The sequence below is a fragment of the Streptomyces sp. GQ60 genome (assembly GCF_059758875.1).
The window spans coordinates 329997-346247 of the sequence record NZ_JCAXEG010000006.1 but is presented as its reverse complement, the minus strand read 5'-3'; the positions used below and the strand labels follow the sequence as shown (position 1 = coordinate 346247).

The 16251-nt window shown below is 72.3% G+C and carries 13 protein-coding genes; 6 read left to right on the top strand and 7 right to left on the bottom strand.

The window, feature by feature from the left end:
- Positions 1-89 precede the first annotated feature (89 nt).
- Positions 90-2480: an ATP-binding cassette domain-containing protein gene (locus tag AC6CKD_RS17930; protein WP_498328461.1), complete on the top strand. Its 2391-nt coding sequence runs from the start codon at positions 90-92 to the stop codon at positions 2478-2480.
- Positions 2481-2499: 19 nt separating this feature from the next.
- Here the strand turns inward: AC6CKD_RS17930 and AC6CKD_RS17925 are convergent, their stop codons facing one another.
- The 3 genes from AC6CKD_RS17925 to AC6CKD_RS17915 form a co-directional block, all read right to left on the bottom strand.
- Positions 2500-4494: an ABC transporter permease gene (locus AC6CKD_RS17925; RefSeq protein ID WP_498328460.1), complete on the bottom strand. Its 1995-nt coding sequence runs from the start codon at positions 4492-4494 to the stop codon at positions 2500-2502.
- A 154-nt stretch (positions 4495-4648) separates the two neighbouring features.
- Positions 4649-5470 carry a molybdate ABC transporter substrate-binding protein gene (gene modA / locus AC6CKD_RS17920; protein ID WP_498328459.1) on the bottom strand — a complete coding sequence of 274 codons (822 nt, stop codon included), beginning with the start codon at positions 5468-5470 and terminating at the stop codon, positions 4649-4651.
- Between the two features lie 216 nt (positions 5471-5686).
- On the bottom strand, positions 5687-6082 hold the full coding sequence (locus AC6CKD_RS17915) for a TOBE domain-containing protein (protein WP_498328458.1): 396 nt from the start codon (positions 6080-6082) through the stop codon (positions 5687-5689).
- A gap of 148 nt (positions 6083-6230) precedes the next feature.
- Between AC6CKD_RS17915 and AC6CKD_RS17910 the strand changes: the two genes are divergently transcribed.
- The 3 genes from AC6CKD_RS17910 to AC6CKD_RS17900 all read left to right on the top strand — a co-directional run bounded on the left by AC6CKD_RS17910 (position 6231) and on the right by AC6CKD_RS17900 (position 10809).
- A complete protein-coding gene (locus AC6CKD_RS17910) occupies positions 6231-6626 on the top strand; it encodes an RNA-binding S4 domain-containing protein (protein WP_498328457.1) in 396 nt (131 codons plus the stop codon).
- 393 nt (positions 6627-7019) lie between these two features.
- Positions 7020-10103, top strand: a complete 3084-nt coding sequence (locus AC6CKD_RS17905; protein WP_498328456.1) for a carbohydrate binding domain-containing protein — start codon at positions 7020-7022, stop codon at positions 10101-10103.
- Positions 10104-10182: 79 nt separating this feature from the next.
- Positions 10183-10809 carry an alpha-ketoglutarate-dependent dioxygenase AlkB gene (locus AC6CKD_RS17900; protein ID WP_498328455.1) on the top strand — a complete coding sequence of 209 codons (627 nt, stop codon included), beginning with the start codon at positions 10183-10185 and terminating at the stop codon, positions 10807-10809.
- A 20-nt stretch (positions 10810-10829) separates the two neighbouring features.
- On the opposite strand, the gene AC6CKD_RS17895 is transcribed toward AC6CKD_RS17900, so the two are convergent.
- On the bottom strand, positions 10830-11126 hold the full coding sequence (locus tag AC6CKD_RS17895) for a YkvA family protein (protein ID WP_498328454.1): 297 nt from the start codon (positions 11124-11126) through the stop codon (positions 10830-10832).
- Positions 11126-11599, bottom strand: coding sequence for a MarR family winged helix-turn-helix transcriptional regulator (locus tag AC6CKD_RS17890; RefSeq protein WP_498328453.1), 474 nt, complete (start codon positions 11597-11599; stop codon positions 11126-11128). The genes AC6CKD_RS17895 and AC6CKD_RS17890 overlap by 1 nt, the downstream gene beginning before the upstream one ends.
- 120 nt (positions 11600-11719) lie before the next feature.
- Between AC6CKD_RS17890 and AC6CKD_RS17885 the strand changes: the two genes are divergently transcribed.
- Both AC6CKD_RS17885 and AC6CKD_RS17880 read left to right on the top strand, forming a co-directional pair.
- Positions 11720-12292: a DoxX family protein gene (locus AC6CKD_RS17885; protein ID WP_498328452.1), complete on the top strand. Its 573-nt coding sequence runs from the start codon at positions 11720-11722 to the stop codon at positions 12290-12292.
- 84 nt (positions 12293-12376) lie between these two features.
- Positions 12377-14194, top strand: coding sequence for a glycoside hydrolase family 15 protein (locus AC6CKD_RS17880; protein WP_498328451.1), 1818 nt, complete (start codon positions 12377-12379; stop codon positions 14192-14194).
- Positions 14195-14209: 15 nt separating this feature from the next.
- On the opposite strand, the gene AC6CKD_RS17875 is transcribed toward AC6CKD_RS17880, so the two are convergent.
- Both AC6CKD_RS17875 and AC6CKD_RS17870 read right to left on the bottom strand, forming a co-directional pair.
- Positions 14210-14746, bottom strand: coding sequence for a rhodanese-like domain-containing protein (locus AC6CKD_RS17875; protein WP_498328450.1), 537 nt, complete (start codon positions 14744-14746; stop codon positions 14210-14212).
- 1054 nt (positions 14747-15800) lie between these two features.
- Positions 15801-16187 carry a PTS-dependent dihydroxyacetone kinase phosphotransferase subunit DhaM gene (locus AC6CKD_RS17870; protein WP_498328609.1) on the bottom strand — a complete coding sequence of 129 codons (387 nt, stop codon included), beginning with the start codon at positions 16185-16187 and terminating at the stop codon, positions 15801-15803.
- Positions 16188-16251 lie beyond the last annotated feature (64 nt).

Genomic DNA, 16251 nt, shown 5'->3' with positions numbered 1-16251 from the left:
GCCGATCGGGTAGACAGGGGAGCGTTGCCGCGACCGCGAAGGCGGCGCCGGCCCACGGAGCGGCGTCGGCCCAACAGTATGGAGACACGATGAGCAAGGTCACGAGGACGGGCGCGCAGGCCCCCGAGCCGCACGCAGCAGACGTCCACGACCTGATCCGCGTACACGGCGCGCGGGTGAACAACCTCAAGGACGTCAGCGTCGAGATCCCCAAGCGCCGGCTCACGGTCTTCACCGGCGTGTCCGGCTCGGGCAAGAGCTCCCTGGTGTTCGACACGATCGCCGCCGAGTCGCAGCGGCTGATCAACGAGACCTACAGCGCCTTCGTCCAGGGCTTCATGCCGACCCTGGCGCGGCCCGAGGTGGACGTCCTCGACGGGCTGACCACCGTGATCACCGTCGACCAGCAGCGGATGGGCTCCGACCCCCGCTCGACGGTGGGCACCGCCACCGACGCGAACGCGATGCTGCGCATCCTCTTCAGCCGGCTCGGAAAGCCGCACATCGGCTCGCCCAAGGCCTTCTCCTTCAACGTGGCCTCCATCAGCGGGGCCGGCGCGGTCACCGTGGAGCGCGGCGGGCAGACCGTGAAGGAGCGGCGCAGCTTCAGCATCACCGGCGGCATGTGCCCGCGCTGCGAGGGCCGGGGCTCGGTCAACGACATCGACCTCACGGCGCTGTACGACGACACCAAGTCGCTCGGCGAAGGCGCCCTCACCATCCCCGGCTACACGATGGACGGCTGGTACGGCCGCATCTTCAGCGGCTCCGGCTTCTTCGACATGGACAAGCCGATCCGCAAGTACACCAAGCGCGAGCTGAGCGACCTGCTCCACAAGGAGCCGACCAAGATCAAGGTCGAGGGGATCAACCTCACCTACGAGGGCCTCATCCCGAAGCTCCAGAAGTCGATGCTGTCCAAGGACGTCGAGGCGCTGCAGCCGCACATCCGGGCGTTCGTGAAGCGCGCGGTGACCTTCAGCATCTGTCCCGACTGCGAGGGCACCCGGCTCAGCGCGGGGGCCCGGTCCTCGAAGATCAAGAAGATCAGCATCGCGGACGCCTGCGCCATGCAGATCAGCGACCTGGCGAAGTGGGTCCGCGACCTCGACGAGCCCTCGGTGGCCCCGCTCCTCGCGACGCTGCGCCAGACCCTCGACTCGTTCGTGGAGATCGGCCTGGGCTACCTCTCCCTGGACCGGCCCTCGGGCACGCTGTCGGGCGGCGAGGCCCAGCGCGTCAAGATGATCCGCCACCTCGGCTCCTCGCTCACCGACGTCACCTACGTCTTCGACGAGCCGACGGTCGGCCTGCACCCGCACGACATCCAGCAGATGAACCGGCTGCTGCTCCGGCTGCGCGACAAGGGCAACACGGTGCTCGTCGTGGAGCACAAGCCGGAGACGATCGCGATCGCCGACCACGTCGTCGACCTCGGCCCCGGCGCCGGCCAAGGGGGCGGCACCATCTGCTTCGAGGGCACCGTGGAGGGGCTGCGGGCGGGCGACACCATCACGGGCAGGCACTTCGGCGACCGCGCGAGCCTCAAGGAGACGGTGCGCGAGCCCGACGGGAAGCTCGAGATCCGCGGCGCGAAGACGCACAACCTGCGGGGCATCGACGTAGACGTGCCGCTCGGGGTGCTCGTCGTGGTCACGGGCGTCGCCGGCTCCGGCAAGAGCTCGCTCGTCCACGGCTCGATCCCGTCGAGCGAGGGCGTGATCTCGGTCGACCAGGGCGCGATCCGCGGCTCCCGGCGGAGCAACCCGGCTACGTACACCGGGCTCCTCGACCCGATCCGCAAGGCCTTCGCCAAGGCCAACGGCGTGAAGCCGGCCCTGTTCAGCGCCAACTCCGAGGGCGCCTGCCCCGGCTGCAACGGCGCGGGGGTCGTCTACACCGACCTGGCGATGATGGCCGGCGTCTCCACCACCTGCGAGGAGTGCGAGGGCAAGCGCTTCCACGCCTCGGTCCTGGAACACCACCTCGGCGGCCGCGACATCAGCGAGGTCCTCGCGATGCCGGTCACCGAGGCCGCGGCGTTCTTCGGCGAGGGCGAGGCCCGCACCCCGGCCGCGCACAAGATCCTGGAGCGGATGGCGGACGTCGGCCTGGGCTACCTCAGCCTCGGCCAGCCGCTGACCACCCTCTCCGGCGGCGAGCGGCAGCGGCTCAAGCTGGCCACCCACATGGCGGACAAGGGCGGGGTCTACGTACTGGACGAACCGACCGCAGGCCTGCACCTCGCCGACGTCGAGCAGCTCCTCGGCCTGCTCGACCGCCTGGTCGACTCCGGCAAGTCGGTGATCGTGGTCGAGCACCACCAGGCGGTCATGGCGCACGCCGACTGGATCATCGACCTCGGCCCCGGCGCCGGCCACGACGGCGGCCGCATCGTCTTCGAAGGCACCCCCGCCGACCTCGTCGCCGCCCGTACCACCCTCACCGGAGAGCACCTGGCGACGTACGTGGGCGCCTAGTTCTGCTGTGGAGCCCGCCTCAGAGCCGTACGAGGGTGACCTCGGTCGCCTTCACGCTGGTCCACACCGCGGCGCCGTCGACGATTCCCAGCTCGGCGGCGGCCTCGGGCGTGATCTCCGCGACGAGGTCGGGGGCCTGGTCCGAAGCGACCAGCACGCGCAGGCGGCTGCCGACCGAGGTGATCTCCCGTACGGTGCCGGGCCATACGTTACGAGGACTGCCGCCCGGGCGGTCCCGGTGCACGGACACCGCCTCGGGGGCGATGATCGCGAGGGCCTCGGCCCCCTCGGGCAGCGCCTCGGCCACCACCAGGCGCCCCCCGGCGGCCAGTTCCAGCCCGTGGGCCGAGGCCGTGCCGGGCCAGGCGTTGCGCCCCAGCATCCGGGCCACCCACGGGGAGCGCGGATGCCGGGTCACCTCGGCGGGCGGAGCGTCCTGGAGGGTCCGCCCGTCGGAGAGTACGAGGACCCGGTCGGCCAGGGACACCGCCTCGACGGGGTCGTGCGTGACGATGAGGCACACCCCGCCGAACCCGGCCAGATGCGTGCGCAGGGTGTGCCGGACCCGTGCGCGGGTGGTCTGGTCCAGGGCGGCGAGCGGCTCGTCGAGCAGCAGCAGCCGGGGGCGGGCGGCCAGCGCGCGGGCCAGCGCCACCCGCTGGGCCTGCCCGCCGGAGAGCTGCGCGGGCTTGCGGTGGGCGAGGTGCCCGACGCCGAGCCGGTCCAGCCAGGCCTGCGCCTCGGCCCGGGCCGCGGCCCGGGGCACCCGGCGGGCGCGCAGCCCGTAGGAGGTGTTGGCGAGCGCGCTCAGGTGCGGGAACAGTGCCCCGTCCTGGGGGACCCAGGCGACCTGGCGCCGGTGCGGGGGCAGGCCGGTCACGTCGGCGTCGCCGAGCCGGAGTTCGGCGTGGGCGCGGGGTGTCAGGCCGAGCAGGGCGCGCAGCAGGGTGGTCTTCCCGGCGCCGTTCTCGCCGACGACGGCGATGGTGGTGCCGGGTTCGGCGTCGAGGGTGAGCTCGTTGAAACCGGTGACGGTGGCGTGCAGCGGCCAGTGCCCGCCGTCGGCCGGGGCACCGGCCGACGGCTGCGCCGCCTCCCCGGGCGGCGGTGCCGGGGATCCGGGGGAGACCGGAGCCCCGGGCGGTACGGGGTCCAGGGGGTCCGGGCCGGCGGCCTCCTCGGCGACCGGTGACGCACCGGGGTCCTTGCGGGCGGCCGGGGCTCCCGTCCACCTCCCGCGCAGGGCGACGAGCACGGCCATGGCGATCGCGAGCAGCAGCAGGGACACGGAGGTGGCGGCCTCGGGCTGGTCCTGGAGCAGCAGGTAGACCTGGAGCGGCAGGGTCTGGGTGGTGCCCGGGAGGTTGCCCGCGAAGGTGATGGTGGCGCCGAACTCGCCGAGCGCCCGTGCCCAGGTCAGCGCGGCTCCGGCGACCAGCCCCGGGGCCACCATCGGCAGCGTCACGGTGAAGAACACGCGCAGCGGCGTGGAACCGAGGGAGGCGGCGGTCTCCTCGTAGCTCGGCTTGAGCCCGCCGAGCGCACCCTCCAGACTGATCACGAGGAAGGGCATCGCGACGAAGGTGGCCGCGACGACCGCGCCGGAGGTGTGGAAGGGCAGCGTGATGCCGAAGGTGCCCTCCAGCCAGGGTCCGAGCAGCCCGCGCCGGCCGAAACCGAGCAGCAGGGCCACACCGCCGACCGTGGGCGGCAGCACCATGGGGAGCAGGACGAGCGAGCGCACCAGCGCCTTGCCCTTGAACTCGACCCGGGCCAGCAGCCAGGCGAGCGGCACCCCCAGGAGGAGGGAGAAGCCGAGCGCCCACAGGGACACGACCAGCGAGAGCCGGAGCGCCTCGACCACACCGGGGCTGGTGAGGTGCGAGCCGAGATCGCTCCAGTGGGTGCGGGTGAGGATGCCGACGAGGGGCATCAGCAGGAACGCCACGGCGAGCAGCGCGGGGAGCGCCAGGGCCACGGGGGGCCGGGCGCGGCGGGTACGGAGTCTGCTCATGTGGGTTCCTGGCCGGGGGTGTCGGGGGCGCCGCCGCGGATCTCGGGAGGCCCGGGCGGCGTGTGAAGCGTAATGGGGCGGGAGGGAAGCGGAGAGGGACTGCCCGTCCCCCCGGACCGGGCAGTCCCTCTCCGTCACCGGGCTCGGCAGGCGGTCACGCCTTCTGGAAGCCCGCGTCCTGGAGGATCTTCTGGGCCTCCGGGGTGTTCAGCCAGGCCACGAACGCGGCGGCGGCCCCGGCGTTCTTGGAGCCCTTGAGGGTGGCGGCCGGGTACGAGGCCACGGCGTTCTCGGCGTCCGGGATGTCCACGACCTCGACCTTGTCACCGGACTTGAGGGTGTCGGTCTTGTAGACGAGACCGGCGTCGGCCTCGCCCAGCTCGACCTTGCTCAGCACGGCGCGGACGTTGGGCTCCTGGGAGACCGGCTTCACCGCGATCTTCTGGGCGTCGAGGATCTGCTTGCTGTAGCGGCCCACCGGAACCTCGGGCGCGGCCAGCACGACCTTGATCTTGGTGTCGGCGAGGTCCTTGAGCGCGGCGACCTTGAACGGGTTGCCCTTGCCGGCCGCGATCACCAGGCGGTTCTTGGCGATGACGACCGGGTCGTTGGTCTCGGCCCTGAGACCGTCCATCGTCTTGGTGTCGGCGGTGACCAGGGCGTCGGCCGGGGCACCCTGCTTGACCTGTGCGGCGAGCTCCTGCGAACCGGCGAAGGAGAAGGTGACCTTGGTGCCCGGGTGCGCCTTCTCGTACGCGGCGCCCGCCGCCCTGAAGACGTCGGTGAGGGAGGAGGCGGCGAGCACCGTCAGGTCGGCGGCCTTGGGCGCGGCGGAACCGGACGCGGCGCTCGGGGAGGCGGCGGCCCCGTCCTTCGTGTCGTCGCCGCTGCCACAGGCGGCGAGCGCCGGCCCGAGCAGGGCGGTGGAGAGGGCGAGCGCGGCGGTACGGCGGTTCAGCGGCAGGAACGGGGACATGGGCTGGTGCTCCTCGGTCGGGTCGGCGGCCGGCCTGGTGCCGGGTCCGCGCGGTGGTGACCCGCGCCGGGGACGGGCGGAGCGGGTGGGGAGGCGTGGTGGTGAGCGGTGCTGCGCGGGGTCGAACCGGGCGGTGGTGGGGCGGCGGTAATGGGGCGGCGGTCCTGAGCGGTGCCGAAGACCGGGCGGTGCCCGGTTCGTCGGTTCCGGCCGGGGTCAGGCGCGGTCGATGTGCACGCTCGTCGACTTCACGCGGGCGGTGGCCCGCATGCCGACCTGGAGCCCGAGCTCGTCGACGGCCTCCCGGGTGAGCAGGGAGACCAGGCGGTGGGGACCGGCCTGGATCTCGACCTGGGCCGCCACGTCGCCGAGCTTGACGGCGGTGACGATGCCCGGGAAGGCATTGCGCGTCGAGGTGCAGGCCTCGCCGTCCTCGGTGTGTGCCCCCTGCGCCACCTCGACGGAGAAGGCGGCCAGTGAGGGGCCGTCGATCAGCCGGCGACCGCTCTCGTCGCGATGGGTCGTGACGCGGCCGGCGTCGGCCCAGCGGCGTGCGGTGTCCGGGCTGACGCCCAGCAGGCGTGCCGCCTGACCGATGGTGTAGGACTGCATGTGCGACAAGGTAGGGCCACATGAGCTGCATTTGCAATTCCATTGGGATGATATCCATGGCAGATACCACTGGTTTGTCGTAACCGCCAAAACCATTCCGTTTCGACGGGGCTCGGCCCGCCCGGCCCGCCTCGCTAGAGTCGGGGGTATGGCTGAAGAGGGAACCGCGGGTACGGGATCGGGGTCGGCGCGGGTCGACGTGTGGATCTGGTCGGTCCGGCTGACGAAGACGCGGGCGATCGCCGCCACGGCGTGCCGGGCGGGACACGTGCGGGTCAACGGGGAGCGCGCGAAGCCGGCGCAGGCGGTGCGGGCGGGTGACGAAGTGCGCCTCTTCCATGCGGGGCGGGAGCGCATCGTGGTGGTCCGGCGCCCGGTGTCCAAGCGGGTCGGCGCCCCGGCCGCGGCGGAATGCCTGACCGACAACAGCCCCCCGCCGCCGACCCCGGTGGAGGCGGCGGTGGTCGGCATCCGCGACCGCGGCACGGGTCGCCCGACGAAGCGCGAACGCCGCGAGATCGAAACCCTGCGCGGCGGCCGGTAGGGGTAGGCGGGGGCGAAGCGTCAGGGGTCGGTCCGTCCCGGAGGCTTCGCCCGACCCGGCGGCTTCGACGGTCGCCGGCCTCGGGGTTCGTACGTCACCATTGTCGACTTATCGATCTCCGCCCGACGCCGGCCGCCTGCTGGCCGGCCCCCGGTCCCCTTGGTGCCCCGGCACCTCCCTGTCCTCCCGGTCCTCCCGGTCTCTGTGGCGACCCTCGCCCTCGCCTGCGCCTCCGTAGGGAAATTTTCTGCAAGCCATTGCGGTAGTTCTCCCCATAAAGGGCACCGGGAGTCCGTCAAGGCGTGCCGAGTCGCGAGATTTTCGGTTCACAAGGGGTTCACGCACTGGTGACAGGTGGATAACCTCCCCGCAAAACCTTGCGGCAAGTTTTCAATGCCGCGGAGCCGCAGGGCTGTTGGGCCCCGCTTCGAGGAGCAGACCTTGAGATCACGCACGCGCTCACATCCCAGAGGGCGGTCCACGGCCCTTGCCCTGGCCGTCGCGGGGTGCCTGGCGGCCGCGCTGCCGGCCGCCGGGGCCTCCCTCACCGAGGCCGCGCCCGCCGCCCCCGCCGCCACTCCCGCCGCCGCGACGGCGGCAGGCGACGGTACGGCGACGGTCTTCTACTACACCAAGACGCGCAACTGGACTGCGTACAACCTGCATTGGGCGACCGACGGCGGGAGCTGGACGTCCGTCCCCGGCGCCGGGATGGAAGCCGCCTGTACCGACTGGGTGAAGAAGACCGTCAACCTCGGCGCGGTCGCCGGGCTCCAGGCGACGTTCAACAACGGCCAGGGCACCTGGGACAACAACGGGGGCAAGAACTACGCCCTGGGCACCGGGGTCATCACCGTCAAGGACGGAGTCGTGGCGCACAGCGACCCCTGCGTCGCGGACCCCGGCACCGGTACCGGAACCGGCGCGAGCGCCACCGTCTTCTACTCGACGACGACGGTCGGCTGGCCGACCGTCAACCTGCACTGGGCTCCGACCGGCGGTGCCTGGACCACCGCGCCCGGCGCCGGGATGGACCCGGCCTGCACGGGCTGGGTGAAGAAGACGGTCCCGCTCGGCTCCGCCGCCGGACTCGCCGCCACCTTCAACAACGGCAACGGAACCTGGGACAACAACAACGGCAGGAACTACGCCCTCGGCACGGGTCTGTCCACGGTGAAGGACACCACGGTCACCGCGAACGCCGCCGACCCGTGCGCCGCCGCCGTCCCCGACACCACCGCACCCTCCGCGCCCGCGGGCCTGCGGGCCGCCGCCACCGACGTGTCCACCGTCGTGACCTGGGACGCGGCCACGGACGACCGGGGGGTGACCGGCTACCAGGTCACCAGGTCGGGCGGCACCAAGGGATCCGTCGTCACCTCCGTCACCTCCACGGTCCTCACCGAATCCGGTCTGGAGGAGCGCACCGCCTACACCTACACGGTCAAGGCCGTGGACGCCGCCGGAAACCTCTCGGCCTCCTCCGCCGGGGCCGTGGCCACCACGGGTACCCGGCCCCCGGCTCCGGCCGGATCGGCGCCGCTGGGCGGTGACCCGCGCAAGGACCCGATCTACTTCGTGCTCACCGCCCGCTTCAACGACGGCGACAGCGCCAACAACCGGGGCGGCAGCCAGCACGTGAAGTCCGGGAACGCCGCCCACAACGACCCGATGTTCCGAGGGGACTTCAAGGGCCTCGTCGAGAAGCTGGACTACGTCAAAGCCCTCGGCTTCTCCGCGATCTGGATCACCCCGGTCGTGCTGAACCGCTCCGACTACGACTTCCACGGCTATCACGGCTACGACTTCTACAAGGTCGACCCCCGCCTGGAATCGGCGGGCGCCTCGTACCAGGACCTCATCAACGCCGCCCACGCCAAGGGCGTCAAGATCTACCAGGACGTGGTCTACAACCACAGCGCCCGCTGGGGAGCCAAGGGCCTGTTCACTCCCACCGTCTTCGGCGTGCGCGACGCGCAGTGGTCCTGGTACTACGACGAGAAGCAGGCCGGCTTTGAGTACGACGGCCTCACCGTCGACCCCAAGAGCGGAAAGTCCTACTACAACGGCGACTTGTGGTCGACCGCCGAGCCGGCCGGGAACACCTGCGTCAACTGGGGCGCGGCCACGCCGTACAAGAGCGCCGAGGGCTACACCGTCTACAACTGCCAGTGGCCCAACCCGACCTCGGGCATGTTCCCCAAGGCCCTGTTCCACCAGTGCTGGATCGGCAACTGGGAGGGTGAGGACGCCCGTTCCTGCTGGATCCACGAGGACCTCGCGGACTTCAACACCGAGAACCCGGCCGTCCAGAACTACCTCATCGGCGCCTACAACAAGTACATCGACATGGGCGTCGACGGCTTCCGGGTCGACACGGCCGTGCACATCCCCCGGGTCACCTGGAACCGGCGCTTCCTGCCCGCCATCCAGCAGCGCGTGGCCCAGCAGTTCGGCGCCCATAAGGCCGAAGACTTCTACGTCTTCGGCGAAGTCGGCTCCTTCGTCAACGACAAGTGGAACCGCGGCTCGGCCAACCAGTCCGCGCAGTACTACACCTGGAAGGAGTCCGCGACGTACAGCGCGGACGACGCCACCGCCGCCGTCCAGCAGTACACGACCGACAACGACCCCGCCAAGCAGCCGACCAGCACCAACGCCTTCCTCAACGGCAACCTCTACCACGCCCCCGACCACAGCAGGTTCTCCGGCATGAACGTCATCGACATGCGCATGCACATGAACTTCGGGGACGCGAACAACGCCTTCCAGAACGGGAAGGACTCCGACGACAGCTACAACGACGCCACCTACAACGTCGTCTACGTGGACAGCCACGACTTCGGTCCCGGCAAATCCTCCACCCGCTACGCGGGGGGAACCGACGCCTGGGCCGAGAACACGGCCCTGATGTGGACCTTCCGCGGCATCCCGACCCTGTACTACGGCTCCGAGATCGAGTTCCAGGCCGGCAAGCAGATCGACTGCGGCCCGACCTGCCCGCTCACCGGCACCGGCCGCGCGTACTTCGGGGACAAGATCGCGGGATCCGTCACCGCCTCCGGCTTCTCGAAGGTCGCCACCGCCACCGGAGCCGTCGCCGCCACCCTCGAATCCCCGCTGGTCAAACACCTCCAGCGGCTGAACGAGATCCGCCGCGCCGTGCCCGCGCTCCAGATGGGCCAGTACTCCACCGAGGGCGTCTCGGGCGGCATGGCCTTCAAGCGGCGCTATACCGACACCGCCACCGGAGTGGACAGCTTCGCCCTGGTGACCGTCACCGGGTCCGCCACCTACACCGGCGTACCGAACGGCACGTACAAGGACGCGATCACCGGCGAGGTGAAGACCGTCACCGGCGGCACCCTGTCCGTCCCGGCCCCCGGCAAGGGCAACCTGCGGGTCTACGTGCTCGACCTGGGCGGCAGCAACGCCGCCCCCGGCAAGGTGGGTGCCACGGGCCCCTATCTGAAGTAGTGCAGCGCGGGCGGGGGGCGTGCGTCCCCCGCCCAGCTTTGTTCGTGCACACGTTCGAATTCCGCGTTATCCTGGAGCCATGCACGCACTCCAGGGCTCGCTCTTCGATCAGGGCGACGAGATCCGGCTCGGCCCACTGGTGGGCGTCCAGCGCAAGGAACTGGGCGCCGGCGCCTGGGTGGACCACCTGCCGGGCTGGCTGACGGGCGCCGACGCGCTGTTCGAACGGCTCGCGTCGGACGTCCCGTGGCACGCCGAGCGGCGCCAGATGTACGAGCGGGAGGTGGTGGTCCCTCGCCTCCTGGCCCACTACGGCGAGGGGGACCCGCTGCCGCACCCCGCCCTCACCGAGGCCCGGGCCGTGCTCACCCGCCACTACGCCCCCGAGCTGGGGGAACCGTTCGCCACGGCGGGACTGTGCCTCTACCGCGACGGCCGCGACAGCGTCGCCTGGCACGGCGACCGCACCGGCCGCTCCGCCACCGAGGACACGGTGGTCGCGATCCTCTCGGTGGGCGACCCCCGCGACCTGGTCCTGCGCCCCCGCGACGGCGGTCCCACCCTGCTCCGCCTCCCCCTGGGCCACGGCGACCTGGTGGTGATGGGCGGCTCCTGCCAGCGAACGATGGAGCACGCCATCCCCAAAACGGCCCGCGGGGTGGGCCCCCGCATCAGCGTCCAGTTCCGCCCGCGCGGGGTGCGCTGAGCCGGCCGGCGCGGATGCCTCTACGCCGTGTCGAGTTCCTTGGGCGGGCGGGCCGCCGACGCTGCCGCGTGGAGGGAGCGGAGGGCCAGGAGGAGGATGCCGATGTCGTCCAGGTAGACCGGGTCCGGGATCAGGTCCACCGGGGAGACCGTGTACGCGACCGCGGCCCAGAACAGGGCCTTGTCGCGCAGCGGGATGCCCGCGTCGCGCAGGAGCCGGCGGGCCGCGAAGACCCGTACGAGCAGCACGGCCGCCGTGACCGCCAGGCCGGCCGCCACCACCGCCGCCACGACGAGCCAGAAGGTCGCCGTGTCCATCAGGAGCCCTGCGCCCGGAGCCGGCGGCTGACCTCGCCGAGCCCGTCCGCGAGCACGTCGAGCTGTTCGGGCGTGAGGACGTCCACCAGGACCTCGCGGACCGTGGTCACGTGCCCCGGTGCGGCTTCCGTCAGCCGGGCGCGGCCGGTCTCGGTGAGGACGGCGTATATCCCGCGGACGTCGGACGGGCAGGTGCGGCGGCGGACGAGGCCCGCCTTCTCCAGCTGGGTCACCTGGTAGGTGAGGCCGCTCTTGGAGTTGACCAGCCCGTTGGCGAGTTCCGTCATGCGCAGCTCGCCCTCGGGCGCGCCGGCGAGCCGTACGAGGATCTCGTACTGCGGGTGCGACAGCCCGGAGTCGTCCTTGAGCTGCTGATCGAGGCGGCGGTTGACGAGCGCGGAAGCGGCGAGGAACCCCTGCCAGGCGCGCATTTCGCGGTCGTCCAGCCATTTCGTCTTCTCAGCCAAAGCCATGGATCCAGGCTACACGTGACGTTCGAATTTGAATCAGCTGCGGAGGCGGGGCTATGGTCGGGGGGAGTGGTTCGAATTTGAACAACATGCTCTCGGACCCCCGACCGGAAGGACATCCCCATGACCAGCCCCTCCGTCACCACGCCGAAGCCGCGAGCCGGCGCACCGGCCGCGTCCGCCGCGCGCACCTCCGCTCCGTCCCCGTCCACCCCCGCGCACGATGTCGGGCTGCTCCTCCTGCGCGTGGTGCTCGGCCTGACCATGGCCGCCCACGGAGCCCAGAAGCTCTTCGGCTGGTTCGGCGGCGGCGGCATCAGCGGCACCGGCCAGTTCTTCACCGCCAGCGGATACCCGGCGGGCGACGCCATGGCCGTCCTCGCCGGCCTGACCGAGACCCTCGGCGGGCTCGGCCTCGTCCTCGGGCTGCTCACCCCGCTCGCCGGAGCCGCCCTCCTCGGCACCATGATCAATGCGGTCGCCGTCCACGGCATCGGCTCCTTCTTCGCCCCCCAGGGCATCGAGTACCCGCTCGTGCTCGCCGCCGGCGCCGCCGCCCTCGCCCTCACCGGCCCCGGCCGGTACGCCGTCGACCGCTTCCTGCCCGTCCTGCGCGGACACCGCCTCGCCCACGGCGCCCTCGCGGTCGGCTTCGGCGTCGTGACCGCGGGCGTGCTGCTCCTCGTGCGGAACTGAGGGGGCCTCGGGGGCGGCTCCGCGGGCGGGGCGGGGACCCGTACGGGCTGATTGAGTGCGGGCATTCGGGGGAAAGTGCCCTAAATGACACAACCCATCGAAGACTACGCACTCATCGGCGACCTGATGACCAGTGGGCTGGTCGGCCGCGACGGGTCCATCGACTGGCTGTGCCTGCCGCGTTTCGACTCGGCCGCTTGTTTCGCCTCCCTCCTCGGCGACGAGGAGAACGGCCACTGGCGCATCGCCCCGGCCGCCGCCCCCGATTCCGCGCGCTGCGCCCGCCGCGCCTACGTCGACGGCACGCTCGTCCTGGAATCCTTCTGGGAGACCGGCGACGGTGCCTCGTTCAAGGTCATCGACTTCATGCCGCAGCGCGACACCGCGCCCGACCTGATGCGTATCGTCGAAGGGCTCACCGGCGAATCGACCGTGCGCAGCACCCTGCGCCTGCGCTTCGACTACGGGCACGTCGTGCCCTGGGTCCGCCGCTGCGACGGCGCCCGCGAAGGCGACCGCGTCGCCGTCGCCGGCCCCGACGCGGCATGGCTGCGCAGCGAGCCCCCGGTGCGCACCTGGGGCGAGGACCTGAGCACCCGCTCCGAGTTCACCGTGGCCCCCGGTGAGCGCGTCGCCTTCGTGCTCACCTGGCACCCCTCGCACGAGCCGCGCCCCGAGCCGCTGGACCCGTACGCCGCCCTGGACCAGAGCCTCGCCGACTGGCGGGAGTGGACCGGCCGGTGCACCTACGACGGCCCCTACCGGGATGCGGTGATCCGCTCCCTGATCACCCTCAAGGCCCTCACCTACGCCCCGACCGGCGGCATCGCCGCAGCCGCGACCACCTCCCTGCCCGAGGAGCTCGGCGGCGTCCGCAACTGGGACTACCGCTACTGCTGGCTCCGCGACTCCACCCTCACCCTCGGCTCCCTGCTGGCCACCGGCTACCTCGACGAGGCCCGCGCCTGGCGGGCCTGGCTGCTGCGGGCCGTCGCGGGCGACCCGGCCGACCTGCAGATCATGTACGGGATCGGGGGCGAGCGGCGCATCCCGGAGAGCGAGCTGCCCTGGCTGAAGGGGTACGCCTCCTCCGCGCCGGTCCGCGTCGGCAACGCGGCCGTCGACCAGCTCCAGCTCGACGTGTACGGCGAAGTCCTCGACTCCCTGCACCTGGCCCGCTCCAACGGCCTCCCCGCCGAGTGGCACGCCTGGAAGATCCAGCTCGCACTCCTCGACTTCCTGGAACAGAACTGGCGCCGCCCCGACGAGGGCCTGTGGGAGGTGCGAGGCCCGCGCCGGCACTTCACGCACTCCAAGGTGATGGCGTGGGTCGCCGCCGACCGGGCCGTGCGCACCTTGGAGCTCAACCCCACACTGCCCGGCGACGTGCACCGCTGGCGCGCCATGCGGGAGGCCGTGCACCAGGACGTGTGCGAGAACGCCTACGACCCGGAGCGGCGCACCTTCACCCAGTACTACGGCTCCCGCGAGCTGGACGCGGCCACCCTCCTCATCCCGCGGGTCGGCTTCCTTTCGCCCGAGGACCCCCGCGTCATCGGCACGGTCGACGCGGTGCGCGAGGAACTGGGCCGCAGCGGTCTGGTCCGCCGCTACAGCACCGAGGGGCTCTCGGTGGACGGCCTGCCCGGCGACGAAGGGGCCTTCCTCGCCTGCTCGTTCTGGCTGACCGACGCCCTGCACCTGACCGGCCGCGAGAAGGAGGCGCGGGAGCTCTTCGAGCGGCTGCTGGCCGTGTGCAACGACGTGGGACTCCTCGCCGAGGAGTACGACCCTGTCTCCGGACGCCAACTCGGCAATTTCCCCCAGGCGTTCAGCCACGTGGGCCTGGTGAACACCGCGCTCACCCTGGGCGGGGGCAGCCTGGCGGCCGGCCAGGTGTGAGGGCGGGGCGCCAGGCTACCGGCGGCGGTTGAAGGGAAGCCGGCCGAGGACCACGGCCATGCCGCAGGTGTCGGTGAGGGCGGAGAAGACCAGCCCGGCCGCGATCCCGGCACTGAGCAGCTCGAACGCCGGGTGCACCAGCAGGCCGAGGAGCAGGCCGAGGAGGACGAGCGAGCCCGCGGCGAACCGGACCTGGCGCTCCATGGCCCAGACCCGGCGGGGCCCCTCGGCGGGGTAGTCGAGCGGGTGCCCGTGCGCCGACCAGGAGGTGGTGCCGCCGGTCAGGCTGATGGCCGCGATGCCGTGCCCGGCCAGGGTCCGGGCCGCGTTCCCCGAGCGGGTCCCCGAGGCGCACACGAGCAGCAGCTCCTGCTCCTCGGCCGCCTCGCGCAGCTCGGTCAGAGAGTGGCCGATCCGGTCGAGGGGGATGTTCAGTGCGCCGGGGAGGTGGCCGGAGGCGTACTCGCCGGGGGTGCGGACATCGACGATCCGGAACTCGGCATGGCGGGCGTGGGCCTGGCCGACGTCGAGGAGGGCGGGGCTGCTGCTCATGGTGGACGGGCTCCTTCGGGAGGCGGGGGCCGCCGGGGCGTATGCGGAAGCGGAATCGCATGCACGGCGGTACGGGGGATGCGGCGGGACCGTGCGACCGCGGGGGCGAGCCGGGCCGACGGGGGACGTCGGCGGCGGGGCGGGCGGTCGGAGCGGGTGCGTCGGGGCAGGCGGGCGTCAGCGGGGACAACAGGAGCGCGACAGGAGGCGCTGGGTGACGGCCATGGCGCGGAGCATAGACGAAGGGGGGCGGGGCGGGCGAGACACCCGTTCCACCATTCGGGACGGCGGTACGGGACCTCCGCGGGCCGACCACGGGAGGGGGCCGGAGCCGACGCCGGGACCGACACCGGGACCATAGTGCCGACGCCGGAGCCGACGCCGGGATCCGCTCCAGGACGCCGCCCGTGAAGACGTCGTAGAGCGGGAGCGTCTCCGGGGGAGGTGCAGTCGTCGTCGCAGGGGGACAAGCCCCACCAGGCCCGCCCGGCCGGCCACCGCAGCTCAGAGCCGCCCGGCCCGCCTCAACCAGCTCATCCGGGAGACCCGGACCTGCCAGCCGTCGCACGGCCCCGGGCAGCCGCAGGCGCCCTCGGCGAAGAGCTCGGCGCGCAACGCTCCCGAGGCGCCCGGGTGATGGACGGCGTGACTGCGCACCGAGAAGTCGGGCCGCCACCCGGGGCGGACGGGGGGGCCGTGCCCGCTCCGCCTCGACCATGGCGCGCAGCACCGCTTCGTCCGCCGCCGGGTTGGACAGGACGGCCCCCCGCACGCAGTCCGCCTCGTCGCGGGCCAGCCGGAGCAGGACGTCGGACGGAGCCGCGAGGCTCTGCGCGGTGTACAGCCGCACGGGCATGATCTCGTCCCCGGCGAACTCCCGCAGCCGCTCGGCCGTGACCTCGGGGTCCCGGGCCTCCTTGACGCGGGCGTAGCCGAGCATCCGCTCGGCCGGAGCACGGATCTTCCTGGGCGCCATGTGCCCGATGCTGCCACAGCGTGAAAGCCGGTGGGCGGCCCTCCGGGGGAGGGCCGCCCACCGGCTTTCGGTGTCCGGTCAGCGCTTGCGGTAGCCGCGTGCGTCCTCGGCGGCGGCCAGTACGGCGTCGATGTCGCCGCCGATGGCCGAGGTCAGCGTGATGGCCACGGCGCCCTCCAGGAACGGCGCGTCCACGATCCGCGCGCCGTCGGGCAGTTGCGAGGGCTCCTCGCCGAGCAGGGACTTCACCGTCAGCACCGCGCTGCCCATGTCACACAGCACCGCCACGCCCCGGCCCTCGTCCACCGACCGGGCGGCGGCCGTGATCAGCTCCGCGCTGGTGCCGATCCCGCCGTCGGGGGTGCCGCCCGCCACCGCCAGCGGAGCGGGCTCGACCGAGCCGAGCAGCGCGCCCGCCAGCGCGGCCACGGAATCCGCGACCGCCTTGCTGTGCGAGACGAGCACCACGCCGACGCGGCCGGTACGCGTCTTCGGAGCCTCCCGCTCCACCGCGGCCCCGGCGACGGCC

Bases quoted from the DNA above. Each gene is read 5' to 3' on its own strand.
- AC6CKD_RS17930 (WP_498328461.1), top strand. From the start codon at position 90: ATGAGCAAGGTCACGAGGACGGGCGCGCAGGCCCCCGAGCCGCACGCA.
- AC6CKD_RS17925 (WP_498328460.1), bottom strand. From the start codon at position 4,494: ATGAGCAGACTCCGTACCCGCCGCGCCCGGCCCCCCGTGGCCCTGGCG.
- modA (WP_498328459.1), bottom strand. From the start codon at position 5,470: ATGTCCCCGTTCCTGCCGCTGAACCGCCGTACCGCCGCGCTCGCCCTC.
- AC6CKD_RS17915 (WP_498328458.1), bottom strand. From the start codon at position 6,082: ATGCAGTCCTACACCATCGGTCAGGCGGCACGCCTGCTGGGCGTCAGC.
- AC6CKD_RS17910 (WP_498328457.1), top strand. From the start codon at position 6,231: ATGGCTGAAGAGGGAACCGCGGGTACGGGATCGGGGTCGGCGCGGGTC.
- AC6CKD_RS17905 (WP_498328456.1), top strand. From the start codon at position 7,020: ATGCCGCGGAGCCGCAGGGCTGTTGGGCCCCGCTTCGAGGAGCAGACC.
- AC6CKD_RS17900 (WP_498328455.1), top strand. From the start codon at position 10,183: ATGCACGCACTCCAGGGCTCGCTCTTCGATCAGGGCGACGAGATCCGG.
- AC6CKD_RS17895 (WP_498328454.1), bottom strand. From the start codon at position 11,126: ATGGACACGGCGACCTTCTGGCTCGTCGTGGCGGCGGTGGTGGCGGCC.
- AC6CKD_RS17890 (WP_498328453.1), bottom strand. From the start codon at position 11,599: ATGGCTTTGGCTGAGAAGACGAAATGGCTGGACGACCGCGAAATGCGC.
- AC6CKD_RS17885 (WP_498328452.1), top strand. From the start codon at position 11,720: ATGACCAGCCCCTCCGTCACCACGCCGAAGCCGCGAGCCGGCGCACCG.
- AC6CKD_RS17880 (WP_498328451.1), top strand. From the start codon at position 12,377: ATGACACAACCCATCGAAGACTACGCACTCATCGGCGACCTGATGACC.
- AC6CKD_RS17875 (WP_498328450.1), bottom strand. From the start codon at position 14,746: ATGAGCAGCAGCCCCGCCCTCCTCGACGTCGGCCAGGCCCACGCCCGC.